This is a genomic window from Capnocytophaga felis (assembly GCF_009684755.1).
Taxonomy (GTDB): Bacteria; Bacteroidota; Bacteroidia; order Flavobacteriales; family Flavobacteriaceae; genus Capnocytophaga; species Capnocytophaga felis.
The window spans coordinates 125,975-148,081 of sequence record NZ_BLBC01000006.1 but is presented as its reverse complement, the minus strand read 5'-3'; the positions used below and the strand labels follow the sequence as shown (position 1 = coordinate 148,081).

General features: G+C 34.8%; 19 protein-coding genes. 7 read left to right on the top strand and 12 right to left on the bottom strand.

The features are described 5' to 3' along the window. Nucleotides 1–32: 32 nt before the first annotated feature. Nucleotides 33–1,442 (bottom strand): SPOR domain-containing protein, encoded by a 1,410-nt coding sequence (locus tag GN105_RS05720; RefSeq protein WP_155284474.1) that lies wholly within the window; start codon nucleotides 1,440–1,442, stop codon nucleotides 33–35. A gap of 289 nt (nucleotides 1,443–1,731) precedes the next feature. Between GN105_RS05720 and tgt the strand changes: the two genes are divergently transcribed. The 5 genes from tgt to GN105_RS05695 all read left to right on the top strand — a co-directional run bounded on the left by tgt (nucleotide 1,732) and on the right by GN105_RS05695 (nucleotide 8,062). Beyond that, complete coding sequence (tgt, locus tag GN105_RS05715; protein ID WP_155284473.1) at nucleotides 1,732–2,862, top strand: tRNA guanosine(34) transglycosylase Tgt; 1,131 nt, start codon at nucleotides 1,732–1,734, stop codon at nucleotides 2,860–2,862. 90 nt (nucleotides 2,863–2,952) lie between these two features. Beyond that, nucleotides 2,953–4,038 carry an LptF/LptG family permease gene (locus tag GN105_RS05710; protein ID WP_155284472.1) on the top strand — a complete coding sequence of 362 codons (1,086 nt, stop codon included), beginning with the start codon at nucleotides 2,953–2,955 and terminating at the stop codon, nucleotides 4,036–4,038. Between the two features lie 131 nt (nucleotides 4,039–4,169). Further along, entirely contained in the window at nucleotides 4,170–4,649 is a 480-nt protein-coding gene (locus tag GN105_RS05705; RefSeq protein ID WP_155284471.1) for a Dps family protein, read from the top strand. 248 nt (nucleotides 4,650–4,897) lie between these two features. Next, nucleotides 4,898–5,584: a PAS domain-containing protein gene (locus tag GN105_RS05700; protein WP_155284470.1), complete on the top strand. Its 687-nt coding sequence runs from the start codon at nucleotides 4,898–4,900 to the stop codon at nucleotides 5,582–5,584. Between the two features lie 144 nt (nucleotides 5,585–5,728). Further along, nucleotides 5,729–8,062 (top strand): ATP-dependent helicase, encoded by a 2,334-nt coding sequence (locus tag GN105_RS05695; protein ID WP_155284469.1) that lies wholly within the window; start codon nucleotides 5,729–5,731, stop codon nucleotides 8,060–8,062. Between the two features lie 8 nt (nucleotides 8,063–8,070). On the opposite strand, the gene GN105_RS05690 is transcribed toward GN105_RS05695, so the two are convergent. The 3 genes from GN105_RS05690 to GN105_RS05680 all read right to left on the bottom strand — a co-directional run bounded on the left by GN105_RS05690 (nucleotide 8,071) and on the right by GN105_RS05680 (nucleotide 11,312). After that, on the bottom strand, nucleotides 8,071–8,685 hold the full coding sequence (locus GN105_RS05690; RefSeq protein ID WP_155284468.1) for a 3'-5' exonuclease: 615 nt from the start codon (nucleotides 8,683–8,685) through the stop codon (nucleotides 8,071–8,073). An 8-nt stretch (nucleotides 8,686–8,693) separates the two neighbouring features. After that, nucleotides 8,694–9,272, bottom strand: coding sequence for a non-canonical purine NTP diphosphatase (locus tag GN105_RS05685; RefSeq protein WP_155284467.1), 579 nt, complete (start codon nucleotides 9,270–9,272; stop codon nucleotides 8,694–8,696). A 90-nt stretch (nucleotides 9,273–9,362) separates the two neighbouring features. Next, on the bottom strand, nucleotides 9,363–11,312 hold the full coding sequence (locus GN105_RS05680; protein WP_173014971.1) for a DUF349 domain-containing protein: 1,950 nt from the start codon (nucleotides 11,310–11,312) through the stop codon (nucleotides 9,363–9,365). Nucleotides 11,313–11,626: 314 nt separating this feature from the next. On the opposite strand from GN105_RS05680, the gene GN105_RS05675 reads away from it, so the two are divergent. Continuing rightward, nucleotides 11,627–13,810 (top strand): beta-N-acetylglucosaminidase, encoded by a 2,184-nt coding sequence (locus GN105_RS05675; protein ID WP_155284466.1) that lies wholly within the window; start codon nucleotides 11,627–11,629, stop codon nucleotides 13,808–13,810. A 32-nt stretch (nucleotides 13,811–13,842) separates the two neighbouring features. Beyond that, on the top strand, nucleotides 13,843–14,322 hold the full coding sequence (gene purE / locus GN105_RS05670) for a 5-(carboxyamino)imidazole ribonucleotide mutase (RefSeq protein WP_155284465.1): 480 nt from the start codon (nucleotides 13,843–13,845) through the stop codon (nucleotides 14,320–14,322). 83 nt (nucleotides 14,323–14,405) lie between these two features. On the opposite strand, the gene GN105_RS05665 is transcribed toward purE, so the two are convergent. From GN105_RS05665 to GN105_RS05630, 8 genes are all read right to left on the bottom strand, one after another. After that, entirely contained in the window at nucleotides 14,406–15,548 is a 1,143-nt protein-coding gene (locus GN105_RS05665) for an acyl-CoA dehydrogenase family protein (protein WP_155284464.1), read from the bottom strand. A gap of 87 nt (nucleotides 15,549–15,635) precedes the next feature. Next, on the bottom strand, nucleotides 15,636–16,499 hold the full coding sequence (locus GN105_RS05660; RefSeq protein WP_155284463.1) for a helix-hairpin-helix domain-containing protein: 864 nt from the start codon (nucleotides 16,497–16,499) through the stop codon (nucleotides 15,636–15,638). A gap of 111 nt (nucleotides 16,500–16,610) precedes the next feature. Further along, on the bottom strand, nucleotides 16,611–17,405 hold the full coding sequence (gene ccsA, locus GN105_RS05655; RefSeq protein WP_155284462.1) for a cytochrome c biogenesis protein CcsA: 795 nt from the start codon (nucleotides 17,403–17,405) through the stop codon (nucleotides 16,611–16,613). Nucleotides 17,406–17,408: 3 nt separating this feature from the next. Then, on the bottom strand, nucleotides 17,409–18,638 hold the full coding sequence (locus tag GN105_RS05650; RefSeq protein ID WP_155284461.1) for a cytochrome c biogenesis ResB family protein: 1,230 nt from the start codon (nucleotides 18,636–18,638) through the stop codon (nucleotides 17,409–17,411). Between the two features lie 87 nt (nucleotides 18,639–18,725). Beyond that, nucleotides 18,726–19,886: an Imm26 family immunity protein gene (locus GN105_RS05645; RefSeq protein WP_155284460.1), complete on the bottom strand. Its 1,161-nt coding sequence runs from the start codon at nucleotides 19,884–19,886 to the stop codon at nucleotides 18,726–18,728. Nucleotides 19,887–20,217: 331 nt separating this feature from the next. Next, nucleotides 20,218–20,529, bottom strand: a complete 312-nt coding sequence (locus GN105_RS05640) for a membrane-binding protein (protein WP_155284459.1) — start codon at nucleotides 20,527–20,529, stop codon at nucleotides 20,218–20,220. A gap of 32 nt (nucleotides 20,530–20,561) precedes the next feature. Then, nucleotides 20,562–20,753, bottom strand: a complete 192-nt coding sequence (locus tag GN105_RS05635) for a hypothetical protein (RefSeq protein ID WP_155284458.1) — start codon at nucleotides 20,751–20,753, stop codon at nucleotides 20,562–20,564. Between the two features lie 461 nt (nucleotides 20,754–21,214). Next, nucleotides 21,215–21,988: a hypothetical protein gene (locus GN105_RS05630; protein ID WP_155284457.1), complete on the bottom strand. Its 774-nt coding sequence runs from the start codon at nucleotides 21,986–21,988 to the stop codon at nucleotides 21,215–21,217. Nucleotides 21,989–22,107 lie beyond the last annotated feature (119 nt).

Sequence of the window (22,107 nt, the reverse complement as noted above, 5' to 3'; positions counted from 1 at the left end):
AATTATTGCGGTGCAAAAATACAATAATAATTTTATTCTGATAAATCTTCCATTTTCAGTACCCAAGTATCCGGAATATTGGCTATTGCTTTAAGTTCCTCTGCTTTTAAAGAAGCTTCTTTGTAGGTATCATACTTTTCAATGTAGATATAGTTGAGATTTCGTTCTTCATTATAAATTGTATGTGCTTCGTATCCTAATTTTTTAAGTTTTTCTACTTGCTTCAGCATATTATGCCGATTTATATACACTCCCACAACTACATAATATTTGAAATTAGAATTTTCTGAACCTATTTCTGAAAATTGATTTACATCTATTTCTTTGCGGATATTTTCTATTTGTAATGCCGTCAGGAATAGATAATATTGGTCTGCACTTCGTGTGAATGTCAATCCCAGTGAGTTTGTTCCGTTTGGGATAAGTAACTGATTTTCATTAGGAATATCGAAGCTAAAAATATCGAAACCTAATGTATTTTTACTTGCCGGATTTCTATTCATTACAAAAGTATCGTTTTCCGTTATTCCGCTATTGAAAAAATTTCTTGCAGAACGAGTTCCTGTTTCCAAATCCAAAGAAACTTCAGTTACCGGATTGTAAATCATAACTTTATCCCCCGATATACTAAAATCCCCTTCTAATACAGCTCCCATAACTTTGGCTTGAAAAGCATTTTCCTTTGGCGTTAAAAATCCTCTGAAATTAAATGTTTTAGGTTGGTTATTGATAGTTGAAAAACCATCATAAGTTATGATTTTTTTCTCACTGCTTTCCAAACTTTCATAAACCAATACCAAAGCCCAACCAGCTGCAACGCCTCCCGCAATATGACCATTTGCAGCCCTCACATTAGCCACCGTGTACTCTCCTTCAACCATTGAAGAATTTGTAAGTAATTGAGATACATCAGCATAGTAAACGTACGGAGCTACTCCTTCTAATGAAGAATCACCAATTCCATCAAAAATAAGTTCTCCTTTTACCAAAGAATATTCCTCATTTGATGGAGTTTTAATCATCACATTATCAGGATTTTCACGATTTGATTGTTTTGCTTTGTAATTTTTCCCTTTAAGCACACCTAAAGCATACGGATAGGTTGCCGTCCAATAAAGTCCAGCGTAAATCACTTTTGCATTTTCTTTACCTTCAAAAGAAAAATTTGCACTACTTGAAGAAAATGTATCCGGATTATCATCAATATCAATATATTGCATATCAAATTCATCGTTCATTTTCACCTTGTTAGAACGGTCATCAAAAGGAACATTTGCTTTATTTCGTCTGTCTTGTCTATTAACTATATTATTTCCTATTATTTTCATTTCTCCCTTCACGGAAGTTTCATACCGAATATTAAATTCTTGAGAAGACGTTTGGCTGTATGAATGGGCAGAAATCATCATCCACACCAAAGTTATAAGTAGTAAATATTTCATTTTCTGATTCTATTAGAGTTCGCAAAGATAAAAAATATTTTCTTCAAGAAACCAAAAACCAAACACGAAAACGAGAAATCATAAATTACATAAACAATTATAATAAAACCGAAAAAACAACAATCTTTAAATGTTTCAAAATGTGTAAAATCAATACTGAAATTATTTTTTTAAAGAATTATTCAATTTTATTTGTATTTTTGCTCGCTAATACCTTATTATGTATTGAAATTTTAAATATTAATTTTTCAAACACATAACTACTTATATCTTACAATATTATAAACAAATGCAATTTGAACTATTAAAAACAGACCCACATACGAAAGCCCGTGCCGGAAAAATCACAACAGACCACGGAGTAATTGAAACTCCGATATTTATGCCCGTTGGGACGGTTGCATCGGTTAAAGGTGTTCATCAGCGGGAACTCAAAGAAGATATCAATCCTGATATTATTTTAGGAAATACTTACCATTTATATCTCCGTCCCACCACGCATATTTTGGAACAAGCAGGAGGACTTCACAAATTTATGAATTGGGATAGGAATATCCTTACCGATAGTGGTGGTTATCAAGTATATTCGCTTTCTGACACGCGAAAAATTAAAGAAGAAGGTGTAAAATTTAAAAGCCATATCGACGGCTCATACCACTTCTTTTCACCTGAAAATGTGATGGAAACACAACGAAGCATCGGAGCGGATATCATAATGGCTTTTGACGAATGTACTCCATATCCGTGTGATTATCAATATGCTAAAAAATCAATGTTTATGACGCACCGGTGGCTCGACCGCTGTATCTCACATTTGGAAAAAGTTCCACCGAAATATGGCTACCAACAATCACTTTTTCCGATTGTACAAGGCTCGGTTTATAAAGATTTGCGTCAGCAATCGGCTGAATACATTGCTTCCAAAGGAGCCGACGGAAACGCCATCGGAGGACTTTCTGTAGGTGAACCCGCCGAAGATATGTACGAAATGACAGATTTGGTTTGCGATATCCTTCCAAAAGACAAACCACGCTATTTGATGGGCGTTGGAACTCCTATTAACATACTGGAAAACATTGCTTTAGGAGTAGATATGTTTGATTGTGTGATGCCTACACGAAATGCACGTAACGGAATGCTTTTTACCTCACAAGGAATTATCAATATTAAAAATAAAAAATGGGAAAATGATTTTTCACCCATTGACCCTGACGGACATACGTATGTAGATACTTATTACACAAAGGCTTACTTACGTCATTTATTCGCAGCTAATGAATTTTTAGGAAAGCAAATTGCCTCTATTCACAATTTAGGATTCTATTTGTGGTTGGTTCGTGAGGCTCGGCGACGTATTTTGGCTGGCGATTTTCCTATTTGGAAAGAAAATATGGTAAAACAAATGGGGCAACGACTGTAAATCAAAAAAATTAAAGTTCATAATAATGAGCAATTTGGCACAATTTTGTTGCGAAAAAGATAAAGACGGATTAAAAATCTACGGATACAAATGAAAATATTGGATTGGTACATACTCAAACGCTACTTAACAACATTTTTTTTTCTGATGCTTCTCTTTATACCGATTGGTATAATGGTAGATTTATCGGAAAAAGTGGATAAAATGCTCAACGAGAATAATAAGGCACCTTTGAATGAGATTTTAACCTACTATGCCGCATTTACAGTATATTTTGCCAATATCTTGTTCCCGATTTTTTTATTTTTATCCATCATTTGGTTTACCTCGAAGTTGGCTAATAACACCGAAATCATTGCCATTTTAAGCTCAGGTATTTCATTTACAAGGTTTTTACGTCCTTACTTTATCGGTGCTTCTGTCATTTCGATTATTGTGTTTTTTATGGGAATGTTTATTGTTCCTGAAGCCAGTAAAATTTATAATGAATTCTACAACAAATACTTACAAAGCAGATCTGTAACAAGTGTAACCGATTTGTACAATCAGTTTTCGGAAGATGATTATTTGTATGTCAGTTCTTTTAATTATGAAGAAAAGATGGGACATAATTTTTCTGTTGAACATTTTGAAGGAATCCATTTAAAGCAGAAAATAATGGCTCAATCCATCAAATGGATTGAAAATGACAGCATAAAAACCTATCGATTAACCGATTATGTAAAACGAACGATTGGTAAAAATGAAGATATTATCGAACGAAAAGAAACATTGGATACACTTTTCACCTTTGAGGTTGATGACTTAATGCCGGTGGAATATGCCGCCGAAAGTAAAAATATTTTTGAATTAAATAAATTCATCGAACGTGAGAAAATGAAAGGCTCTCCCAACATAAACCTCTATCTCTTAGTAAAATACCGTCGTTGGGGGTTGATGGTTACTGCATTTATTTTAACCATCATAGGCGTGGCTGTTTCTTCCGTAAAACGACGAGGAGGAATGGGAATAAATTTAGCTTTTGGGATTGTCATAGGGTTTGTTTTTGTATTTTTTGACCGTATTTTCGGAACTCTTGCTGAAACTTCAGGGTTATCTCCCCTAATGGCAGTAGCTATCCCGAATGTTATATTTTTAATTTTAGCTATATACTTGCTGAATTCTACCAAAAGATAAATCACATACAACAATAAGAATCAATTCATTAGGAAAAATAAATAGCACTATAAAAAAAATCAATCCGAAATTCACCCACGCCAAATTAATTTTCTTACCTTTGCATTACGAAATCAAAAAATATTAACATTATGAGTTATAATGCATTGGGACTTGAAAAGTCAAAAGTAGAAAATGTAGCAAGTGAATTGAACGTTCTTTTGGCAAACTTTCAAACTTACTATCAAAATTTGAGAGGCGTACATTGGAACATCAAAGGAAAACGTTTCTTTGAGCTTCACGTAAAATTTGAAGAACTTTACAACGCTGCTCAACTTCACGTTGATGAAATAGCAGAGCGTATTTTAACATTAGGGTTTACTCCTTTCCACACATTCGAAGAATATGTAAAAAATTCAAAAGTACCTGTTGGGCATAATGTTTTTAATGATGATGAAACTGTTCGCTTAATTATGGATAGCATTTCTGAACTTCTTAAATTAGAACGTAACTTGCTCAATACAGCCGATGAAGCTAACGACGAAGGAACTATCGCTTTGGTTGGTGAGCTAATAGCAGACCAAGAGAAAAACATCTGGATGTTAAAAGCATATCTGAATGAAACTATATAAGTATTAAAAACTGCTTTATAATCAAAAAAACGATTTATAGAGCAGTTTTTAAAACTTTTTAAAATTATAATTTCTTTAACTTTTTATTTTAACAAATAAAACATAAAAACACTATAAATCAACAAATTAAAACAACAAACCATCAAATTGCATATTCAGGAAAGTTATAAATGTGAAAAAATTTAACATTTTACATTTTTCTTTTCACATTTTTTTATTACTTTTGCCCCGAATATATAATATGCTATATGATAAAGCAAGCTATTTGTAAGCCGGTTCCCGTTGATCAAGAAGTTGTTTGGGACAAAACAAAGACCATTGTTTCTACTACTGACAAATTTGGGACGATTATTGATGTCAATCAAACATTTTTAGATGTTTGTGGATATTCAATTGAAGAAGTACTAGGACAGCCGCATAATATCATTCGGCATCCTGACTCTCCTAAGATTCTTTTTAAGATTCTTTGGGAGAATATTCTAGCAGGAAGAAATTTTCACGTAATTCTTAAAAACATTTCAAAATCAGGAAAATACTACTGGGTTATCACTGATTTTGAAGTAAATAGAAATACTGAAGGAGAGATTATCTCTTTTTCTGCAAGAAGGAGGGCTGTGGCAGAAAATGTTATTAATGAACACATTGTGCCACTTTATGAAACGCTTCTAAAACTGGAAAAGATTGGTGGAACAGACTTAAGTAATCGTTACTTCAAAGGATTTCTGGATAAGCAAGGAAAATCGTATGTTGAATATATAATGGATATCGTAGGCGAAGATACAACCGCAAATATTACGCAAATTGTTGCTAATTACGAAAAACCTGACGATGAAATTATGCCTCTTAAAGAAATCTCTGATGATATTTTTAACGAAGAAAAAAGTGAAGATACAAGACGTAGAAATTTTTTCACTCGGTTATTTTCAATAAATTAGTAAATCATACTTTTTCATAATCAAAAACGAGAATATTGCTGACTTTATTTAAGTCGGCAATATTTTTTATATCGGTTTGTCTCTTCTGAATTCATTGTCAATTTTCAATTATTTTCCTATTTTTGCCTCTTCAAAAAATTGATTATGGAACAATATTTATCACTACTCAACGATGCTCAAAAAGCTCCTGTACTTCAAAAAGATGGCCCTTTAATGGTTATTGCAGGTGCAGGTTCTGGAAAAACGAGGGTACTAACCTATCGCATAGCCAACTTGATGCATTTGGGAGTTGATGCTTTCAATATTTTAGCTCTTACATTTACCAACAAAGCTGCCAACGAGATGAAAAAACGAATCGCAGAGATTGTAGGAAATAGTGAGGCTAAAAACTTGTGGATGGGAACATTCCACTCGGTGTTTGCAAAAATTTTACGTATTGAAGCTGATAAATTAGGTTATCCGCAAAATTTTACCATTTACGACACACAAGATTCCCAGCGTTTGATAAGTGCCATCATTCGCGAAATGGAACTCGATAAGGATATTTACAAATACAAACAAATTCAATCTCGTATTTCGTCCTTTAAAAATAGTTTGATAACTGTTCGGGCATATTTTAACAATCCTGAATTAATGGAAGCCGATGCAATGGCAAAACGCCCACGAATGGGAGAAATCTATCAAAATTACGTAGAACGTTGCTTTAAAGCCGGAGCAATGGATTTTGACGATTTACTACTGAAAACCAATGAATTGCTAAATATGTATCCTGAAGTCTTAGCTAAATATCAAAATCGTTTTAGGTACATTTTAGTAGATGAGTATCAGGATACGAATCATTCTCAATATTTGATTGTAAAGGCTTTGGCTGACCGTTTCCAAAATATTTGTGTGGTAGGCGATGACGCACAAAGTATTTATGCCTTTCGAGGAGCAAATATCAATAACATTCTGAATTTTCAGCGAGATTATCAAAATGTTCAAGTATATCGATTAGAACAGAATTATCGTTCTACCAAAAATATCGTAGAAGCTGCAAATTCTGTCATCGAACACAATAAAACTCGCTTAGAAAAAGTAGTTTGGACAGCCAATGAACTGGGAGAGCCTGTAAAAATACACCGCAGTGCAACTGATTCGGACGAAGGGCGATTCGTAGCAAGTTCCATTTTTGAAAATAAAATGTTACACCAGATGCAGAATGGACAATTTGCCGTACTTTACCGAACCAATTCTCAATCTCGTGCTATTGAAGATGCTTTGCGAAAACGAGATATTCCTTACAGAATTTACGGTGGCTTATCGTTCTATCAGCGTAAAGAAATCAAAGATATGTTGGCTTACTTACGCCTGATTATCAATCCAAACGATGAAGAAGCTCTTATCCGAATTATCAACTTTCCGGCAAGAGGAATTGGGAGTTCAACCATTGAAAAACTGACTCTGACTGCAAATCATTATAAGAAATCCATCTTTGATGTAATGTACAACATTAATCGAATTGAAGGGTTAAACATCGGTGCTGGCATCAAACAGCGATTAACGGAATTTGTAGTGATGATTCGTAACTTTCAGGAATTCAGCAAACAAGCCAACGCTTTCGACATAGCTGAACAAGTAGCCCGAAAAACCGGACTATTACAAGAATTTAAAAAAGATGGAACTCCTGAAGGCATTGCTAAAATGGAAAATATCGAGGAAATGCTCAACGGAATCAAGGATTTTGTGGAAGGACAGCAAGACGTTGCCGATAGCACTGCCAGCCTTTCTGAATACCTTGAAGATGTTTCCTTGGCTACCGATATGGATAAAGAAATTGAAGACGATGACCGTGTAGCTCTAATGACAATTCATCTTGCCAAAGGGCTGGAATTCCCTTATGTTTACATTGTTGGGATGGAAGAAGATTTATTTCCGTCCGGAATGAGTATGCATTCACGTTCGGAATTAGAGGAAGAACGACGGCTTTTTTATGTTGCTTTAACAAGAGCCGAAAAACAAGCCTACCTAACGTATGCTGAAAATCGTTACCGATGGGGCAAAATAGTTGATAGTGAGCCAAGTCGTTTCATTGATGAAATCGATTCAAAATACGTACAATATTTAACTCCTCCTGTTAGCAACCCAAACTATCGTTACAAACCATTGATTAACAGAGACATTTTTGGAGAAGTAGATAAAAGCAAATTACGTTTACAAAAGCCAATAAGTTCAACACCTCCAACAGCCAATGCACCAACAGGAGAAGCCCTGCAAAGACTGCGAAAATTGAAACCAATCAATGGAACTTCATCAGCAACAAACCCAAATACGAACTCGCACTTAGAAATAGGAATGTTGGTAGAACACGAACGTTTTGGACGTGGAAAAATATTATCATTGGAAGGAGCTGGCAATGACAGGAAAGCCGAAATCAATTTTGAAGTAGGCGGAATCAAAAAGATTTTATTGAAGTTTGCTAAACTTACTGTAGTTTAGACTTTTATCTATAATTTCAATAAAGCACCCAAAGTGTTTATTTTCAATTTGTTTACAATTTTCAAAAAAGCAATTGCTGTTAAAAAAGCGTCTCCTGCCGCATTATGTCGGTCGTGAGTTGTTATATTCAGTTCCTGACAAATTTCATCTAAACTGTAATTCTTATCATTTTTCAAAAGATAATTGATTACTTTCGTTTTTTTAAATAAATAATTAGTATCTAAATATTTGTTTTTCAGAGGAGATAATTCGTTTCGCTCTAATGCAGCGTTTATCATTTTTATGTCATATCCTACGTGATGTCCCACCAAAACGGCGTTTTTTATATACTCCAAAAATTGAGTAAGAGCTTCTTTTTCAGATAGTTTTGAATATTTATGATTTTTTATAATGCCGTGAATAGGAATGCTTTCCGGGTTTGATTTTTCTTGCTCTAAGAAAAATTCAATACTGTTTTTCAAATCAATACGACCATTTAAGACGCTAACAGCCCCTATGGATAATATTCTGTCAGTAGAAAATTTAAATCCTGTGGTTTCCGTATCAAAAACCACAAATCGAACTTCCTCCAAAGGAATTTCATTTTTTTTTGATTTACGTCGAAATATATTAAATAGAGACATAAAAAATTTTATATTTTTCTCAAAAAACTAAGCAATTTTTTAAAAGCTTTTCCTCGATGACTTATTTCATTTTTAGTAGTAAGTGGAAGTTGTGCAAAAGTTTGTGAAAAACCAATTGGCTGAAAAACAGGGTCGTAACCAAATCCATTTGTTCCTATTGGGGCAGTAGTAATTGTCCCTTTTACGATTCCTTCAAATATGTGCGTATCATCACCTAAACATAAGGCAATCACCGTTTTAAACTGAGCTTCCCTATTTGTTTTTTCTTCCATATTTTGCAGAAGTAATTGCATATTATCTGCATCGCTTTTGTGACCTCCTGCATACCTTGCCGAATAAACCCCAGGCTGACCATCTAATGCTTTCACTTCCAAACCTGTATCATCAGCAAAAACATCATAACCATATTTTTTCTTAATATAATTTGCCTTCAAAATCGCATTTCCTTCAATGGTTGATTCCGTTTCTTCAATATCTTCAAAACAATTGATATCATCTAAACTCAAAAGCTGAATATCCTCAGGCATAAGAGACTGTATCTCCCTCATTTTGTTTTTATTATGTGTAGCAAAAACAAGTTTACGCATCTTCATTATTTTTATTATTTGGACAAAAAAAAGAGGTATATTAGTTTGAACACATATACCTCTTCGTTCAACAAAATTATGAAAAATAAATTATTCTTCTTTATTCTCTTCCTCTGATTCCCCTGCTTGCGTTTGTTGTAAATTTTTCAACTCGCGTAACTTTACAGTCCAAGTTTCAAGATTTTCTTTTTGGCTATTGATATTTTTGATAACCTCACGGAACAACGGATTGTTCTCATCTACATTATTGAAAAACTGCAAGTTATTTTCCAATTGTAAAATTTCCAACTTAAGTTCATCAATTCGGCGACGAACAAAAAACATCTCCTGATTCAATGAGCTTTCATCATCTTCATTGGCTAATTTTTCTAACTTATTATTGTATTTAATAAGCTCAATTTCTTGCTTATCAAAATCCAGTTTTTTATAAAAAGCATCAATAACCTTATGGAATTTCGTATCAATTCCTCTTTTAGCGTGAGGTACTTTCCCTAACTCATTCCACTGACTTACAAAACCTTGTAAAATTTCAATTTCCTTTTCTTTATCTTGTGTAAGCTTGTGTTCTTTTATCTTATCAAGAAATTCTTTTTTCTTGTCAAGAGCTGCATATTCCTCATTTTGACTACTTTTTATGGCTTTGTGTAACTCGTCAAAATACTCATTACAAGCCTTTCGGAATTCTTTCCAAATTTTATCCGCGTTTTTCTTCGGAACGTTTCCTATCTCCTTCCACTCTTCCTGAATTTTTTTCATTACAGGAGTTACGGCATCCCAATCTCTACTGTTTTTATTAGCTTTGGCTATCTCCAATAATGCTAACTTTTTCTCAAGATTTTCTTGCTGTTCTCTTTTCAGGTTTTTGTAATAATTATTTTTCTTACGATTGAAAGAACGCACTGATTCCTTAAACTTATCCCAAATTTCGTTAGTAAGATGAGCCGGAACTTTTCCTATGTTTAAGAAAGCTTCACGCAACGCATCTACTTCCTTGATTCCTTTCTGCCAACCATTATGAGAAGTAATTTCCTTATCTGCAATTTCTTTAATTTTTGCAATAATTTCTGTTCTTTTTACTGCATTTTGCTCGTAAACTTTATCTAAATTATCAAAATAATATTGCCTTTTCTTATGAATATTCTTTGTAATTTCACTAAATCTTTGCCACACTTCCTCACGATACTCACGAGCCACAGGACCAATTTCTTCTTTCCAGACTTTATGTAAAAGCTGTAACTCTCGGAAAGCTTTCAAAGCATCTACGTCTTCTTTACAAAGAGCCTCAGCTTTTTCAATTATCTTTAATTTTTCTTCTAAATTTCTTTTGAAATCAATATCTCGCAAATCACGACTTAAATCAATAAAATCATAAAAATTTTCAACGTGATGATGATAGTTTCCCCATAAAACATCATAATCCTTGCGTGAAACAGGTCCTGCCTTACGCCAACGCTCCTGCAATTGCTGAAAACTCTTGAACGTAGTGTTAATATTTTCCTCTACGTTTATTAATTTTTTAATTTCCTCAATGATTTCCTGACGTTCTTTCAGGTTTTCTTTATGGATTTTTTCTAATTCTTTGTGATAATTATTTCGTTTTTCACGATATTCATTAAACAAGCCATAAAAAGTTCTGTGAATAGGGCTTTCGTATTTAAAATCGTACTCTTCTCCCCCATCGGCAATGTATTCTTCTTTTTTCTCTTCAAGAAGTTCTTCGTATTTTTTATCAAATTCCTGCCGAATTGCCTCAGCGTGTTTTTTGATTGCCTGTACCTTCTCGGTATGAAGCAGCCTCTTAAATTCTTTTGAAAGAGCCTCCAAAGACATTGCTTCATAATTTAGCATAGGAATCTCGTGCCGTTTTGCATTCTCAAAATCTTCAGCATCTTCAGCATTTTCTTGATGAATTTCATCCAAATACTCAGTAGTGTTACCGCTTTCTGCAGTCAAATTAACATTTCCTTCAAGATTTTCTTTCTTGTGAAAATCTCTCCCTTCTTCTGTTGGTTGCAGATTATCCTTCTTTAGTTCTGACATAAGTTTAATGATTTATGGTTATTTGTTTTTAACTTTCAAGTAAAACACGACCTAAAGGTACAACAAAATATTTAATCTCCTAATTTTTTTTATTTATTTATTTAACTTTTTTAATATTTTTTTAAGCATACAATCACAATTTTTTGATTAACAAACACTTAAATAAATAATTATCTTTTCAAAAAAAGAATTACTTTTTATGGAAAAATAATCCTCAGAGTTAAAAAATCTTCATATCAATTGAAGAATTTTATTCTTTGAAATCCGCACTAAAAATCATACTTTTGCAGGCTGAACTTTTAATCCATTTTCCAATGAAAAATTTATTTTTTACCTTGTTAATGCTTATTTCTATTAGCTCGTGGGGGCAGATGATTAACCCTAATCCTCAGTATTTTACCTTTGAAGGTGATTTTGTTGTTCCTACTCATTTTCAGTTAAAAACAAAGAACATTTTTTCAGAATCTCCCCTTTTGAAAGAAATTCTTTCGCAGAGAAAAGGCAAAAAACACCTAATGAATCTCTACATTGCGGACAAAAATTCGCGGTCGGCGAAAAAATTCGTTTCCAAAGTTCCTAACCGAAAGGAAGGTTACTACTTGCGAATCGAGAAAAACAACATTTACGTAATTGGCAATGACCTTCGAGGAACCTATTACGGACTTCGAACTCTGGAGCAATTGCTTTCAAAAACAGAACTTCCTCTGGGAGAGATTATTGACTACCCCAATTTGCCCAGCCGCGGCGTAGTGGAAGGGTTTTACGGAACGCCTTGGAGTCACGAAAAACGCTTGCGACAAATTGAGTTCTACGGAAAACACAAACTCAACACCTATATTTACGGACCAAAGGACGACCCTTACCACAGTTCCCCAAATTGGCGACAACCATATCCTGAAAAAGAAGCCGAACAACTCAAAGCATTGGTGCAAAAATCCAAAGAAAATTATGTGGATTTCGTTTGGGCAATTCACCCCGGAAAGGATATCCGTTGGAATGACGAAGACCGGCAAAATCTGTTAAAAAAATTCGAGAAAATGTACGTTCTGGGCGTTCGGGCGTTTGCCGTTTTCTTTGATGATATTTCGGGAGAAGGCACCAATCCGCAAAAACAAGCCGAGCTGCTTAACTTCCTTCACAATGAATTTGTAGCTCGTAAAAAAGATGTTAATCCGCTGATTATGTGTCCAACAGAGTACAACAAAGCTTGGTCAAATCCTGAAAAACGCTATTTGGAAACATTAGGAGAAACCCTGCATCCTTCCATCGAAATTATGTGGACGGGAAACACCGTAGTTGCCGACATCGACAAACCTACTATGCAATGGATTAACGCCAAAATCAAGCGAAAAGCCTACATTTGGTGGAATTTTCCCGTTTCGGATTATGTGCGAAACCACATACTTTTAGGTCCTGCTTACGGAAATACTTCTAATATTAAGAACGATATGTCAGGCTTCGTTTCCAATCCTATGGAACACCCAGAAGCCTCAAAAATAGCTATTTACGGAGTAGCCGATTATACTTGGAATTTAGAAAAATACAATTCAAATACCGCTTGGAAAAATGCCATTGCCGAAATGATGCCACAAAACCAAGAAGCATTGCTCACTTTTGCCAAACACAATTCGGATTTAGGAGCTAATGGGCATCGTTATCGAAGAGAGGAATCTGTTGAATTTAAGCCTATTGCAGCAAGTTTCTTAAAGAATTTGGAAACTTTAAACAATCCTGAAACGAAAACCGTTACCCAAGAATTTGAAAAAATGGTTTGGGCTTCCGAACAACTTTTAAAAACCTCTGAAAACAAATATCTTACAGAAGAACTACATCCTTGGCTATTGCAATTTGAGTTGGTCGGAAAAACGGGCGTTTCTGTAATGAAGATGTATAATTCATTGAAAAACAAAGATTATCAGCATTTTAAATCGGCTTATGCAAACGTGCAAGATTTACAAAAACAGATGTTTGAAATCGACCAAAATTACAATCAAAATCCGTATCAACCCGGAGTAAAAACCGCCTCTTTGGTTGTAGAACCTCTTTTAAATCAATTGCTTACATACACCATTTCAAAATTCAATGCTGAAACCGGTGAAAATTTGAAACTTTCGCTAAATTTCAATCCAAATACACTGATTACCAACATCAAACAATTAGAAAGTCAGCCGATTTGGCAAAAAGGAAAAACTTTGCGAATTTCTCCTGCTTTGGAATATATTTCATTGAAAAACAACAACTTTTTAGGTATCGAATTTGAAAAAGTAGTTCATTTAAAATCAATTGTAGTTGATTTTGGCGAAGAAGCACGCATCACCAAAGGAAAAATTCAAATTTCAACAGACGGAAAACGTTGGAAATCCGTAAACGGAAGCTTCAAAAAAACGCGTTGGCAAAGTTCGGAAGATTTAGGAAATGCCAAGTTTGTACGTTTCATAAGTCATTCAAGACAACCCTATGATATTCAATTGAAACAATTTGAAGTAACGCAAGAGTAATATTTTTAAAATCAATAAAATATAAAAAAACTATGAAAGTAGCTGTTGTTATGGGAAGCAAAAGCGACCTACCTGTAATGCAAGAAGCCATTACCATTTTAGAATCATTTGATATTGAAGTATTTGTAGATATTGTTTCGGCTCATCGCACCCCTGAAAAACTAATGGATTTCAGCTCCAATGCACACAAAAGAGGAATTTCGGTAATTATTGCCGGAGCGGGCGGAGCGGCACACTTGCCCGGAATGGTTGCTTCAATGTCGCCACTACCCGTTATTGGAGTGCCTGTAAAAAGCAGTAATTCCATTGACGGCTGGGATTCGGTTTTGTCGATTTTACAGATGCCGGGAGGCGTCCCTGTGGCTACCGTTGCCTTAAATGGCGGAAAAAATGCAGGGATTTTGGCAGCACAAATCATTGCGGCACAACAACCTAAAGTTTTAGAAAAAATTATTGCCTACAAAGAAAATTTAAAGCAAGCTGTGTTAAAATCGGCAGAGGAATTGAAGTAATTAAGCTTTTTCTAGAAAACTAAAAAAGGAAATTAAAACAATGATTTTAATTTCCTTTTTTTATTGGTTCCATAAATTTGGAATTATTTTTTATCAATATGCCTACTGATAACTAATTTCTGAATTTCAGTAGTTCCTTCTCCAATAGTGCAAAGTTTTGAATCACGGAAGAATTTTTCAACAGGAAAATCTTTCGTGTAGCCATAACCTCCGTGAATTTGAACGGCTTCTGTAGCTACTTTCACACAAACTTCCGAAGCGTACATTTTCGCCATTGCTCCTGCTTGCGTTACTTTTTCTTTATTATTTTTCAAATAGGCTGCTTTGTGCAATAACAATTCCGAAGCTTCTATTTCAGTGACCATATCCGCCAACTTAAATGCAATGGATTGAAAATCAATCAATCTTTTTTCAAATTGTGTACGTTCTTTAGCGTATTTAACCGATGCCTCGTAAGCTCCCTTAGCAATTCCGAGTGATAAAGCCCCGATAGAAATACGTCCGCCGTCCAATACTTTCATAGCCTGAATGAACCCTTCTCCTACTTCACCTAACAAATTTTCTGCAGGAATGCGACAATTCTGGAAAATTATTTCGGCTGTTTCGCTGGCTCGCATTCCTAATTTATTCTCTTTCTTTCCGCTACTGAATCCTTCTGTGCCACTCTCCACAACAAAAGCTGAAATTCCGTGTTTATCACCTTTTTTGCCTGTTCTGGCAATAACCACAGCTACATTTCCTGATTTTCCGTGAGTTATAAAATTTTTAGCTCCATTTAAAATCCAAAAATCTCCATCTTTTACAGCCGTAGTGCTCATTCCTCCTGCATCTGAACCCGTGTTGTGCTCTGTAAGTCCCCAAGCTCCAATCCACTCACCCGAAGCCAATTTAGGCAACCATCTATTTTTCTGATTTTCATTCCCAAACTCAAGTATATGATTAACACACAAAGAGTTATGAGCCGCAACGGATAAACCGATAGAAGGGTCAACCTTTGAAATTTCTTCAACAATGGCAATATAATCGTGATAATTCAAACCCGCACCTCCATAAATTTCAGGAACTAAAATTCCCATAAAGCCCATTTCTCCTGCTTTTTTAAATACCTCTAATGGAAATTCCTGACTTTCATCCCATTTCATAATGTTGGGGCGAATATATTTTTCAGAAAAATCTCTTGCCAATTCGGCTACCATCTTTTGTGTTTCAGAATAGCTAAAATTCATTTATAGTTCTACTTTAATTATAAAATATCTACGCAAAAAAGCGTGCAATTTTACGAAAAATATTTGAATTTACAAAAACCATTACAATCAGTCAATGTACAGATATATTTGAATTTTTCTTATTTTTTCTTGATTAAATTCGCTTATTCTTAAAAGTTCTTCAAAATTTTTAATATTCACCAATTCGGAACGAAGTGCAATAATCTTCTTGGCTTCATCAAATTTAATATACGGAATTTTAGCTAACTCATACATATTTAACTCATTAAGATTCTTTTTTTGAATGTTAGGCAACGTTTTTACTTCAAATTGCTGCGCAACTCTATTAAAAACCTCTTTTTCTAAGCCATATACCTCAGAGACTTGCATAATTTCAGAAAATCCTTGCAATTTTTCTCGATATCTTAAAATTCGGGTAGAAAGAACATCTCCAATGCCACGTACTTCCATAAAATCTTCCTTTGACGCCAGATTTACATCTTTCTTAACGATTGCTTTCGGTTTATTTTCCGATTTAACACTTTTATTTTCAATTGATTTTGGTTTATTTACCCAATCAGGAAATTTAAAATAAGGAGAAATTTTCAAAAGCAAACTATCCGAAATTTTTGTAACTTTCTGAAACTCTTTTGCTGAATTTACAAACTTGTTTTCTTTTCGAAAAGCCAGCAATCTGTCTATTTCTTCAGGTTTCATTCCCAACATAAACCCCTTATAATCCGTTATAAAATTCGGATTAAACGGATAAATCGTATCTCTTTTGGGCATTGAAGCTACTTTTCGCAACGAATCCAATTCTTTATTCAATTCAGCAAATTGTTGCTGATTATAAGAAATTTTACCCCCTGAAAAATCAACCGTGAAATAAACGATTTGCAAAACTACAATTATCAAAATCAACACGACAACACCGATACGCTGATTTCTGTTGAAAAAGAAAAGTCGATTCATAGCCAAAAGAATTAATTTTTCGACACAAATATATTTCTTTTTTTTAAAGAAAGCTAAAATCGTACAACTTAACCTCTGTTACAAAAAAACAATTTCCTTCATTTATTATCTTTACCCCGAATAGGTATGCACACTCATTTGTGCTGTTGGCAAATAATTCACACCGAACCAGCAAACTAACAACAATAGGAAAGCAACCACCACAATCAGGAAGTTATTGAACTGTTTCTTTTCCTTGTGTTTGTGCTTGTAATGGATATACACCAGATAGGCAAGCCAAGTGATGAAAGCCCACGTTTCTTTGGGGTCCCAAGTCCAGTAATGCCCCCAAGCTTCTTTTGCCCACAAAGCCCCGAAAAGCAGCCCAAAAGTCAGAAAAACATACCCCACTTTAATGAGTTGGTCGGTTACTAAAGCTGTTTTTTCTGTGTCTTTCTGTTTTTTACAGAGATACATCCCGTAAATAGCCGTAAGCGAAGCCATTCCTAACATCGCATAAGCAAAAATATACACAATCACGTGTGGCACAAACCAAACACTTTGTAGGGCAGGCATCAACGTCTTGTTCATCGTATCGGGACGAAAAAACGTTATGAGCATAAACACAATCCCCATCAAAGCCGAGTAGTGTAACATCCATTTTTGACGATACAACCAATAAATAACAAAGCCGATAAGCCCCATAAAAAAGGCGTACCAAATACGCGTCTCTGCCAAAGTACGAAGCGGCGGACGAGCAAGCTCCACCCACAATCGGGCTATGAACACGCCAATAAGCAGCGTTGCCAACAAGTGAAACACCAAACTTATCTGCTTGTTTATCTTACTTTTGGAATAAAGCATTATCCCCGAAACTATCCACAACAACAACGTTGCAATTGTAATATAATCAAAATACTTCCACATAGTTTACTTTCTGTTTGTCAATAAAAACGCAATACCTCCTGCCATCAAAATAAATATACCCGTATAAACCACAGGCAACCAAGGGTCTAAAACGAGTTCCACAACACTCAAATCTGACCAACGCCCCATACGCTCGTCATAGCTTACCTGATACACCTTCCATCCATCAACCTTCACAGGATGGTTCACTTCTATTTTTTCATTGCGGACTTGTTCTGTATTTTTTTGGTAAATCACCACTTCCGATTGGAACTTTCGTGCCTCAGCGGGTGCCATTACCAACGTGTGTTGGGCATCAAGCTCAATAGTGCGTGGCGGAAGCTGAAAATTCCCTGCCGAAATCCATTCTTGTTTCTTCACTCCCGTTTTCAAGTTTTCAACCGTAACGAAAGCTGCATTGGTAGCCCCCCACATTCCGTGACTTACGTACGTGCTATCCGACTCCGGCACAGCCTTTTCGTAATACGTATGCTGAGTGATTTTCCAATCCATAATCTTGCCCTCCGAGCCATCTTTCTCCAGCATAAAGCCCTCAGGTTTTGATTTCGGAAGCGAATTCCCTAAGGAATCAATCACAAATAGTTTGTTAGGATAAATATCAATGTCGAAAGATTTCAACTCCATTGCGATAGGAAGCTGAATAACATTTCCGTAATCATCGGTAGCACGCCATTCAATCTGGTCTTTACGCAAATCCATTTTCAGGCGTATCAAATCTCCCTGCCCCAATACTCCGGCAAACATCACCAGCCAAAGCCCAAAATGATTCAGCAGAAAAGTAATATTCTTAGCTTGATAAACCACCGAACGTTTGAGGATTGCCAGCCATAAGTTGGTCAAAGCCATCAAAAAAACGAGTGCGAAATACCACGTCTTGGTAATATCGTCCAAACCAAATTGCAATATGAGTGGCGAAGTTTGATGATGCCCCTTATCCACGCTGATACTCCCCAAACCAATGGTTAGCAATCCAAGCGTGATAACCGTAACGATAGCAAAAGGGGTGCTTGAATGCAAATTGATGAAATTTTTCTTCTTAAAAAGAAAGAAGATAGCCGTATTAAGCAGTACAAAAGCCAATCCCCCGACGATGTTTTGAGGAAAGCTAAACCAACTCTTTGGGATACTGCCCAAAAAATACTGCAAAATAAGCCCAAGCAACACCGACAATAGGGCAATTAACACCGAATAACGATATTGGTTACTTTTGTGAAATTCTTTATCCAAATTCATACGTTCTTATTACTAATAATTATACGCTTTTTATTCTTTACAGAGTACAGAAGTAACTTTCACTTATGAAATTACTCCTTTCTTAAACTATTCCTTCACTTCACTGGGTAATTTCACTCCCAACTTTTGGCAATTTTCCACATAGTTAAGGGAAGGGTCAAGCCCCAAGATAGTAAAAAGTTCTTCCTTGATGGTTTTATATTTCGGATTGCGTAAATCTTCTTTCCACATCCAATTATCTTGCCCAATCTCAATCCCTTTTAATGCATTGTTAATTTCAAAATTAGAATAAGCCGGTGAAAAACCAATAGCATTGTGTTCAAAATACTGATGATTGAGCAACTGTTTCAACGCTTCGGATGCTTGTTGTTTGAAGTGGTACATATCAGATTCTATTTCGATGAAACCCCACTGCAATAAGGATTTATCTTCTCCGTAATAGAATGACATCGGAAAATCATACTGCGAATCAGGAATCATCTCATTTGCAAAAATCTCATACTCACCATAGAAAAACGCATTATCCATCATTACCGAAGCAGGTAAAAGAGGCTGTTGCTTCAACACTTTCAAAGAAACTTCCTTCTTGGGTGAAGCATATACGAATAATTGCACCAGCACGGGCTTCCCCATCAACCGAAATAATGTATGGTCAAGCGGTAACACATTGTTTTTCCTGAGTTTATCAATATTCATCAAAATTCGTCCGAAGCCAAATTCAGTACGATTGAGCTTAAAACAAAAATAATCGCCTTTTCGGAATTTGACATTCTTGCGTTGCAATTGCTTAAATTTTTCGATTTCTTCAAAGTGATTTTCAGGAGAATTTTGTATAAACTCACGTATCAAGTCCGCAGGCTTTTGCCCCTTTTGCACGGGATATTCCCACAATCTGTTATAAAAAGAAGTCTGTGAAGTAATATTCCCCACAGTTAAATCTCCGTATTCTAATACAGACAAATACACGCCTATCGGATTTCGCTTCTCAAAAGTAGAAGCATTGAGCTTCTGTTCCTTACCTCTTGAAGTTTTAGGAAGAAGAACTTCACGATTTCGAGTTTGCTCGTTGTAGTGGGCTTCCTTGTACTCATTGGGGGTTGAAATAATATGTCTTTTGATAGTTTCCCCTTCATAATACAAAATACTATCAGGACGATGTATATCACCTTTCAGAATTACTTTATCCCACGAAATGTCAATAGGGTCAAGCCCAAAATAGCGACGCTCTTCATTATTTAGTTCATACATAGTTCTTAGCTTTAAAGTAAAGTCTTCTTTATGATGCTTTTTCTTTTCGACATACTGCTAATTCACTTTAACATGTCAATCCTTAAAATCTTCTTTTGAAATAGGAAAATCCTAAAAGTGGAATGTATAAAAAACAATGGAGAATGGTATATTAACTATCAAATTCTTCTATCTATTTCAAAAGAAAGTATTGTACAACCCAATTATTTTAAGTTAGTTATAATGCCTTGTTTACTCATTTCAGCACAAAGCATACTTTACCTGAGAATTAGCAATAACCCTCTAAAAAACATCAAATTAAATATTCAAAAAAAGAAGCTGTAATCTTATGTTATCTCTTATCCTCAAAGCCGAACTCTCGCCAACGCTCTTGCGGTTCTGCTATTTTAAGATATTTCTTCAAAAGTGCATATACCTCTTCAGTCTCTGTGATGTGCTTATCCACTTCGGCAGTTTTTTCTTTAAGTTGAGCTTTGAGTTTTTCTTGCTCTACATTGGCATCGACTGCCTTTTTATAAGCAGCTTCAAGTTTATCACGCATTTCGGCAGTAACACCTACCGGAAGATTATCCCCTCTTTCAATAAGAGATTTCACTAACAATTGTGCTGATGCAATAGTTTCAGCAAATGATTTTCTTGCCATAATTTTACTTTTTTTATTGTTAAACCATTAATTTAATAAGAAACATTCCATAAAATAGCTTGTGCAACTCTTGCACCATCTTTTGTAGCTTCTGCACGAGCTTGTGTAACGCTTGCACTATATCGTGTAACCTTTGCCCCATCTTGTGCAACTTCTGCACAACCTCGTGTAACACTTGCACAACATTGTGTTTTATATACATCATCTCGTGTAAGGACTACCAAACAAAAAGTAATAGATATATAATCTTCTATTTTTAATATTAAACTTATATTTTTTATTACAAAAAATAGCAATAAAATTGCACGAAATAATATTTATATCACTTTATATCGTATTTAATTCCATAAAGATAATGCAAAAATCTAAAACGAACAAAATAATTGATATATTTCTTTTGTTAATATCACAAATTTACTTTATACATTAACCCTGCATAAGGAAAATCATACTAATTTTACTGCAAAATGAACATTACATTAGTTTATAATTACAAAATTAATGATTTTTTTAATTGCAGAAGCAAAATCTCTTTTATTATAGTGGTTGCAATTGTTCTGAGGTTATGTTTATTGACATACAGAACAAATATTCATTCCTCATAAAGTTGTTCATCAACCACTTTTAAAAAGTTTCGAATTCACAAAAATTTACCCGATTGCAACTTCTTATTTATTATAAATATTTAAACACCGATAATATGAAAAACATCATCTTTTATTGCTAAAAACCGACCATTTTCAAGTCCTTTTAGTATGGAAAAATCCACTTTCCCAAGTTTTTCAAGCTGTTTGTTATACAAATGATAACGAAATAGTGTGTTTTTATGCTCATAAGGATTAAAAAAAACAATCGTCCCTTTGTCTAATACCATTGCGGAAGCCCCTGCCAAAGTTTCAGGTATTTTAATACGCTCTATTTTGAAGTTTTTCAAAAAAAGTTGGGCAAGTTCAAACTCCGTATAGGCAAAAAAGTACACCGCATTTGCTCCCGACTTGCAAAGAGCGTAACAATCGCAAATATAGTCTTCTCCAAAGCTGGAATTAACCCCAAAAAGCAATTCTCCTTCCATATTAAAAACCGCCAAACCTTCCGTACTGGGCGGATAGCCAAAAACACCTTCGTCAAAATAGCTGACAATGAGTTTTCCATCGCTAAAAGTAACATCTTGGACAGCATCGCCTATAAAAAAAGACTTTTTCAATACGCCCTCGGCGTTGAAAATGAACGCATTGGTACTTACTGCACGCATATCTACAAGCAAAAACGAACCATTATCAAGCATTTGCATCAATGGGAATTTCATTTTGATGTGTTCTTGCAAAGAAACAATCATTCCGTTGCTATTTACGCTATTTTTTCCATCAAAAGCGATGAAATTTCCGTACATATCCACATCAATAGCAGGAAAATCCTTTGCATTGACACCTAAATTTATCACCGAGTTGATTATACTCATTATATTTTGTTATTCTCTTCTTTTTTAAATTCTTATCGTTCAAAATTATAAAAAAAACCGTTGCAGTGTTTTGTATTTCAAAATAATCTGCAACGGTTTGTTAATTTTTTAGGAAGATT

Bases quoted from the DNA above. Each gene is read 5' to 3' on its own strand.
- GN105_RS05665 (WP_155284464.1), bottom strand. From the start codon at position 15,548: ATGAATTTTAGCTATTCTGAAACACAAAAGATGGTAGCCGAATTGGCA.
- GN105_RS05695 (WP_155284469.1), top strand. From the start codon at position 5,729: ATGGAACAATATTTATCACTACTCAACGATGCTCAAAAAGCTCCTGTA.
- GN105_RS05630 (WP_155284457.1), bottom strand. From the start codon at position 21,988: ATGAGTATAATCAACTCGGTGATAAATTTAGGTGTCAATGCAAAGGAT.
- GN105_RS05645 (WP_155284460.1), bottom strand. From the start codon at position 19,886: ATGTATGAACTAAATAATGAAGAGCGTCGCTATTTTGGGCTTGACCCT.
- GN105_RS05705 (WP_155284471.1), top strand. From the start codon at position 4,170: ATGAGTTATAATGCATTGGGACTTGAAAAGTCAAAAGTAGAAAATGTA.
- GN105_RS05675 (WP_155284466.1), top strand. From the start codon at position 11,627: ATGAAAAATTTATTTTTTACCTTGTTAATGCTTATTTCTATTAGCTCG.
- GN105_RS05720 (WP_155284474.1), bottom strand. From the start codon at position 1,442: ATGAAATATTTACTACTTATAACTTTGGTGTGGATGATGATTTCTGCC.
- GN105_RS05710 (WP_155284472.1), top strand. From the start codon at position 2,953: ATGAAAATATTGGATTGGTACATACTCAAACGCTACTTAACAACATTT.
- GN105_RS05660 (WP_155284463.1), bottom strand. From the start codon at position 16,499: ATGAATCGACTTTTCTTTTTCAACAGAAATCAGCGTATCGGTGTTGTC.
- GN105_RS05700 (WP_155284470.1), top strand. From the start codon at position 4,898: ATGATAAAGCAAGCTATTTGTAAGCCGGTTCCCGTTGATCAAGAAGTT.
- GN105_RS05685 (WP_155284467.1), bottom strand. From the start codon at position 9,272: ATGCGTAAACTTGTTTTTGCTACACATAATAAAAACAAAATGAGGGAG.
- GN105_RS05640 (WP_155284459.1), bottom strand. From the start codon at position 20,529: ATGGCAAGAAAATCATTTGCTGAAACTATTGCATCAGCACAATTGTTA.
- ccsA (WP_155284462.1), bottom strand. From the start codon at position 17,405: ATGTGGAAGTATTTTGATTATATTACAATTGCAACGTTGTTGTTGTGG.
- GN105_RS05680 (WP_173014971.1), bottom strand. From the start codon at position 11,312: ATGTCAGAACTAAAGAAGGATAATCTGCAACCAACAGAAGAAGGGAGA.
- GN105_RS05690 (WP_155284468.1), bottom strand. From the start codon at position 8,685: ATGTCTCTATTTAATATATTTCGACGTAAATCAAAAAAAAATGAAATT.
- tgt (WP_155284473.1), top strand. From the start codon at position 1,732: ATGCAATTTGAACTATTAAAAACAGACCCACATACGAAAGCCCGTGCC.
- GN105_RS05650 (WP_155284461.1), bottom strand. From the start codon at position 18,638: ATGAATTTGGATAAAGAATTTCACAAAAGTAACCAATATCGTTATTCG.
- purE (WP_155284465.1), top strand. From the start codon at position 13,843: ATGAAAGTAGCTGTTGTTATGGGAAGCAAAAGCGACCTACCTGTAATG.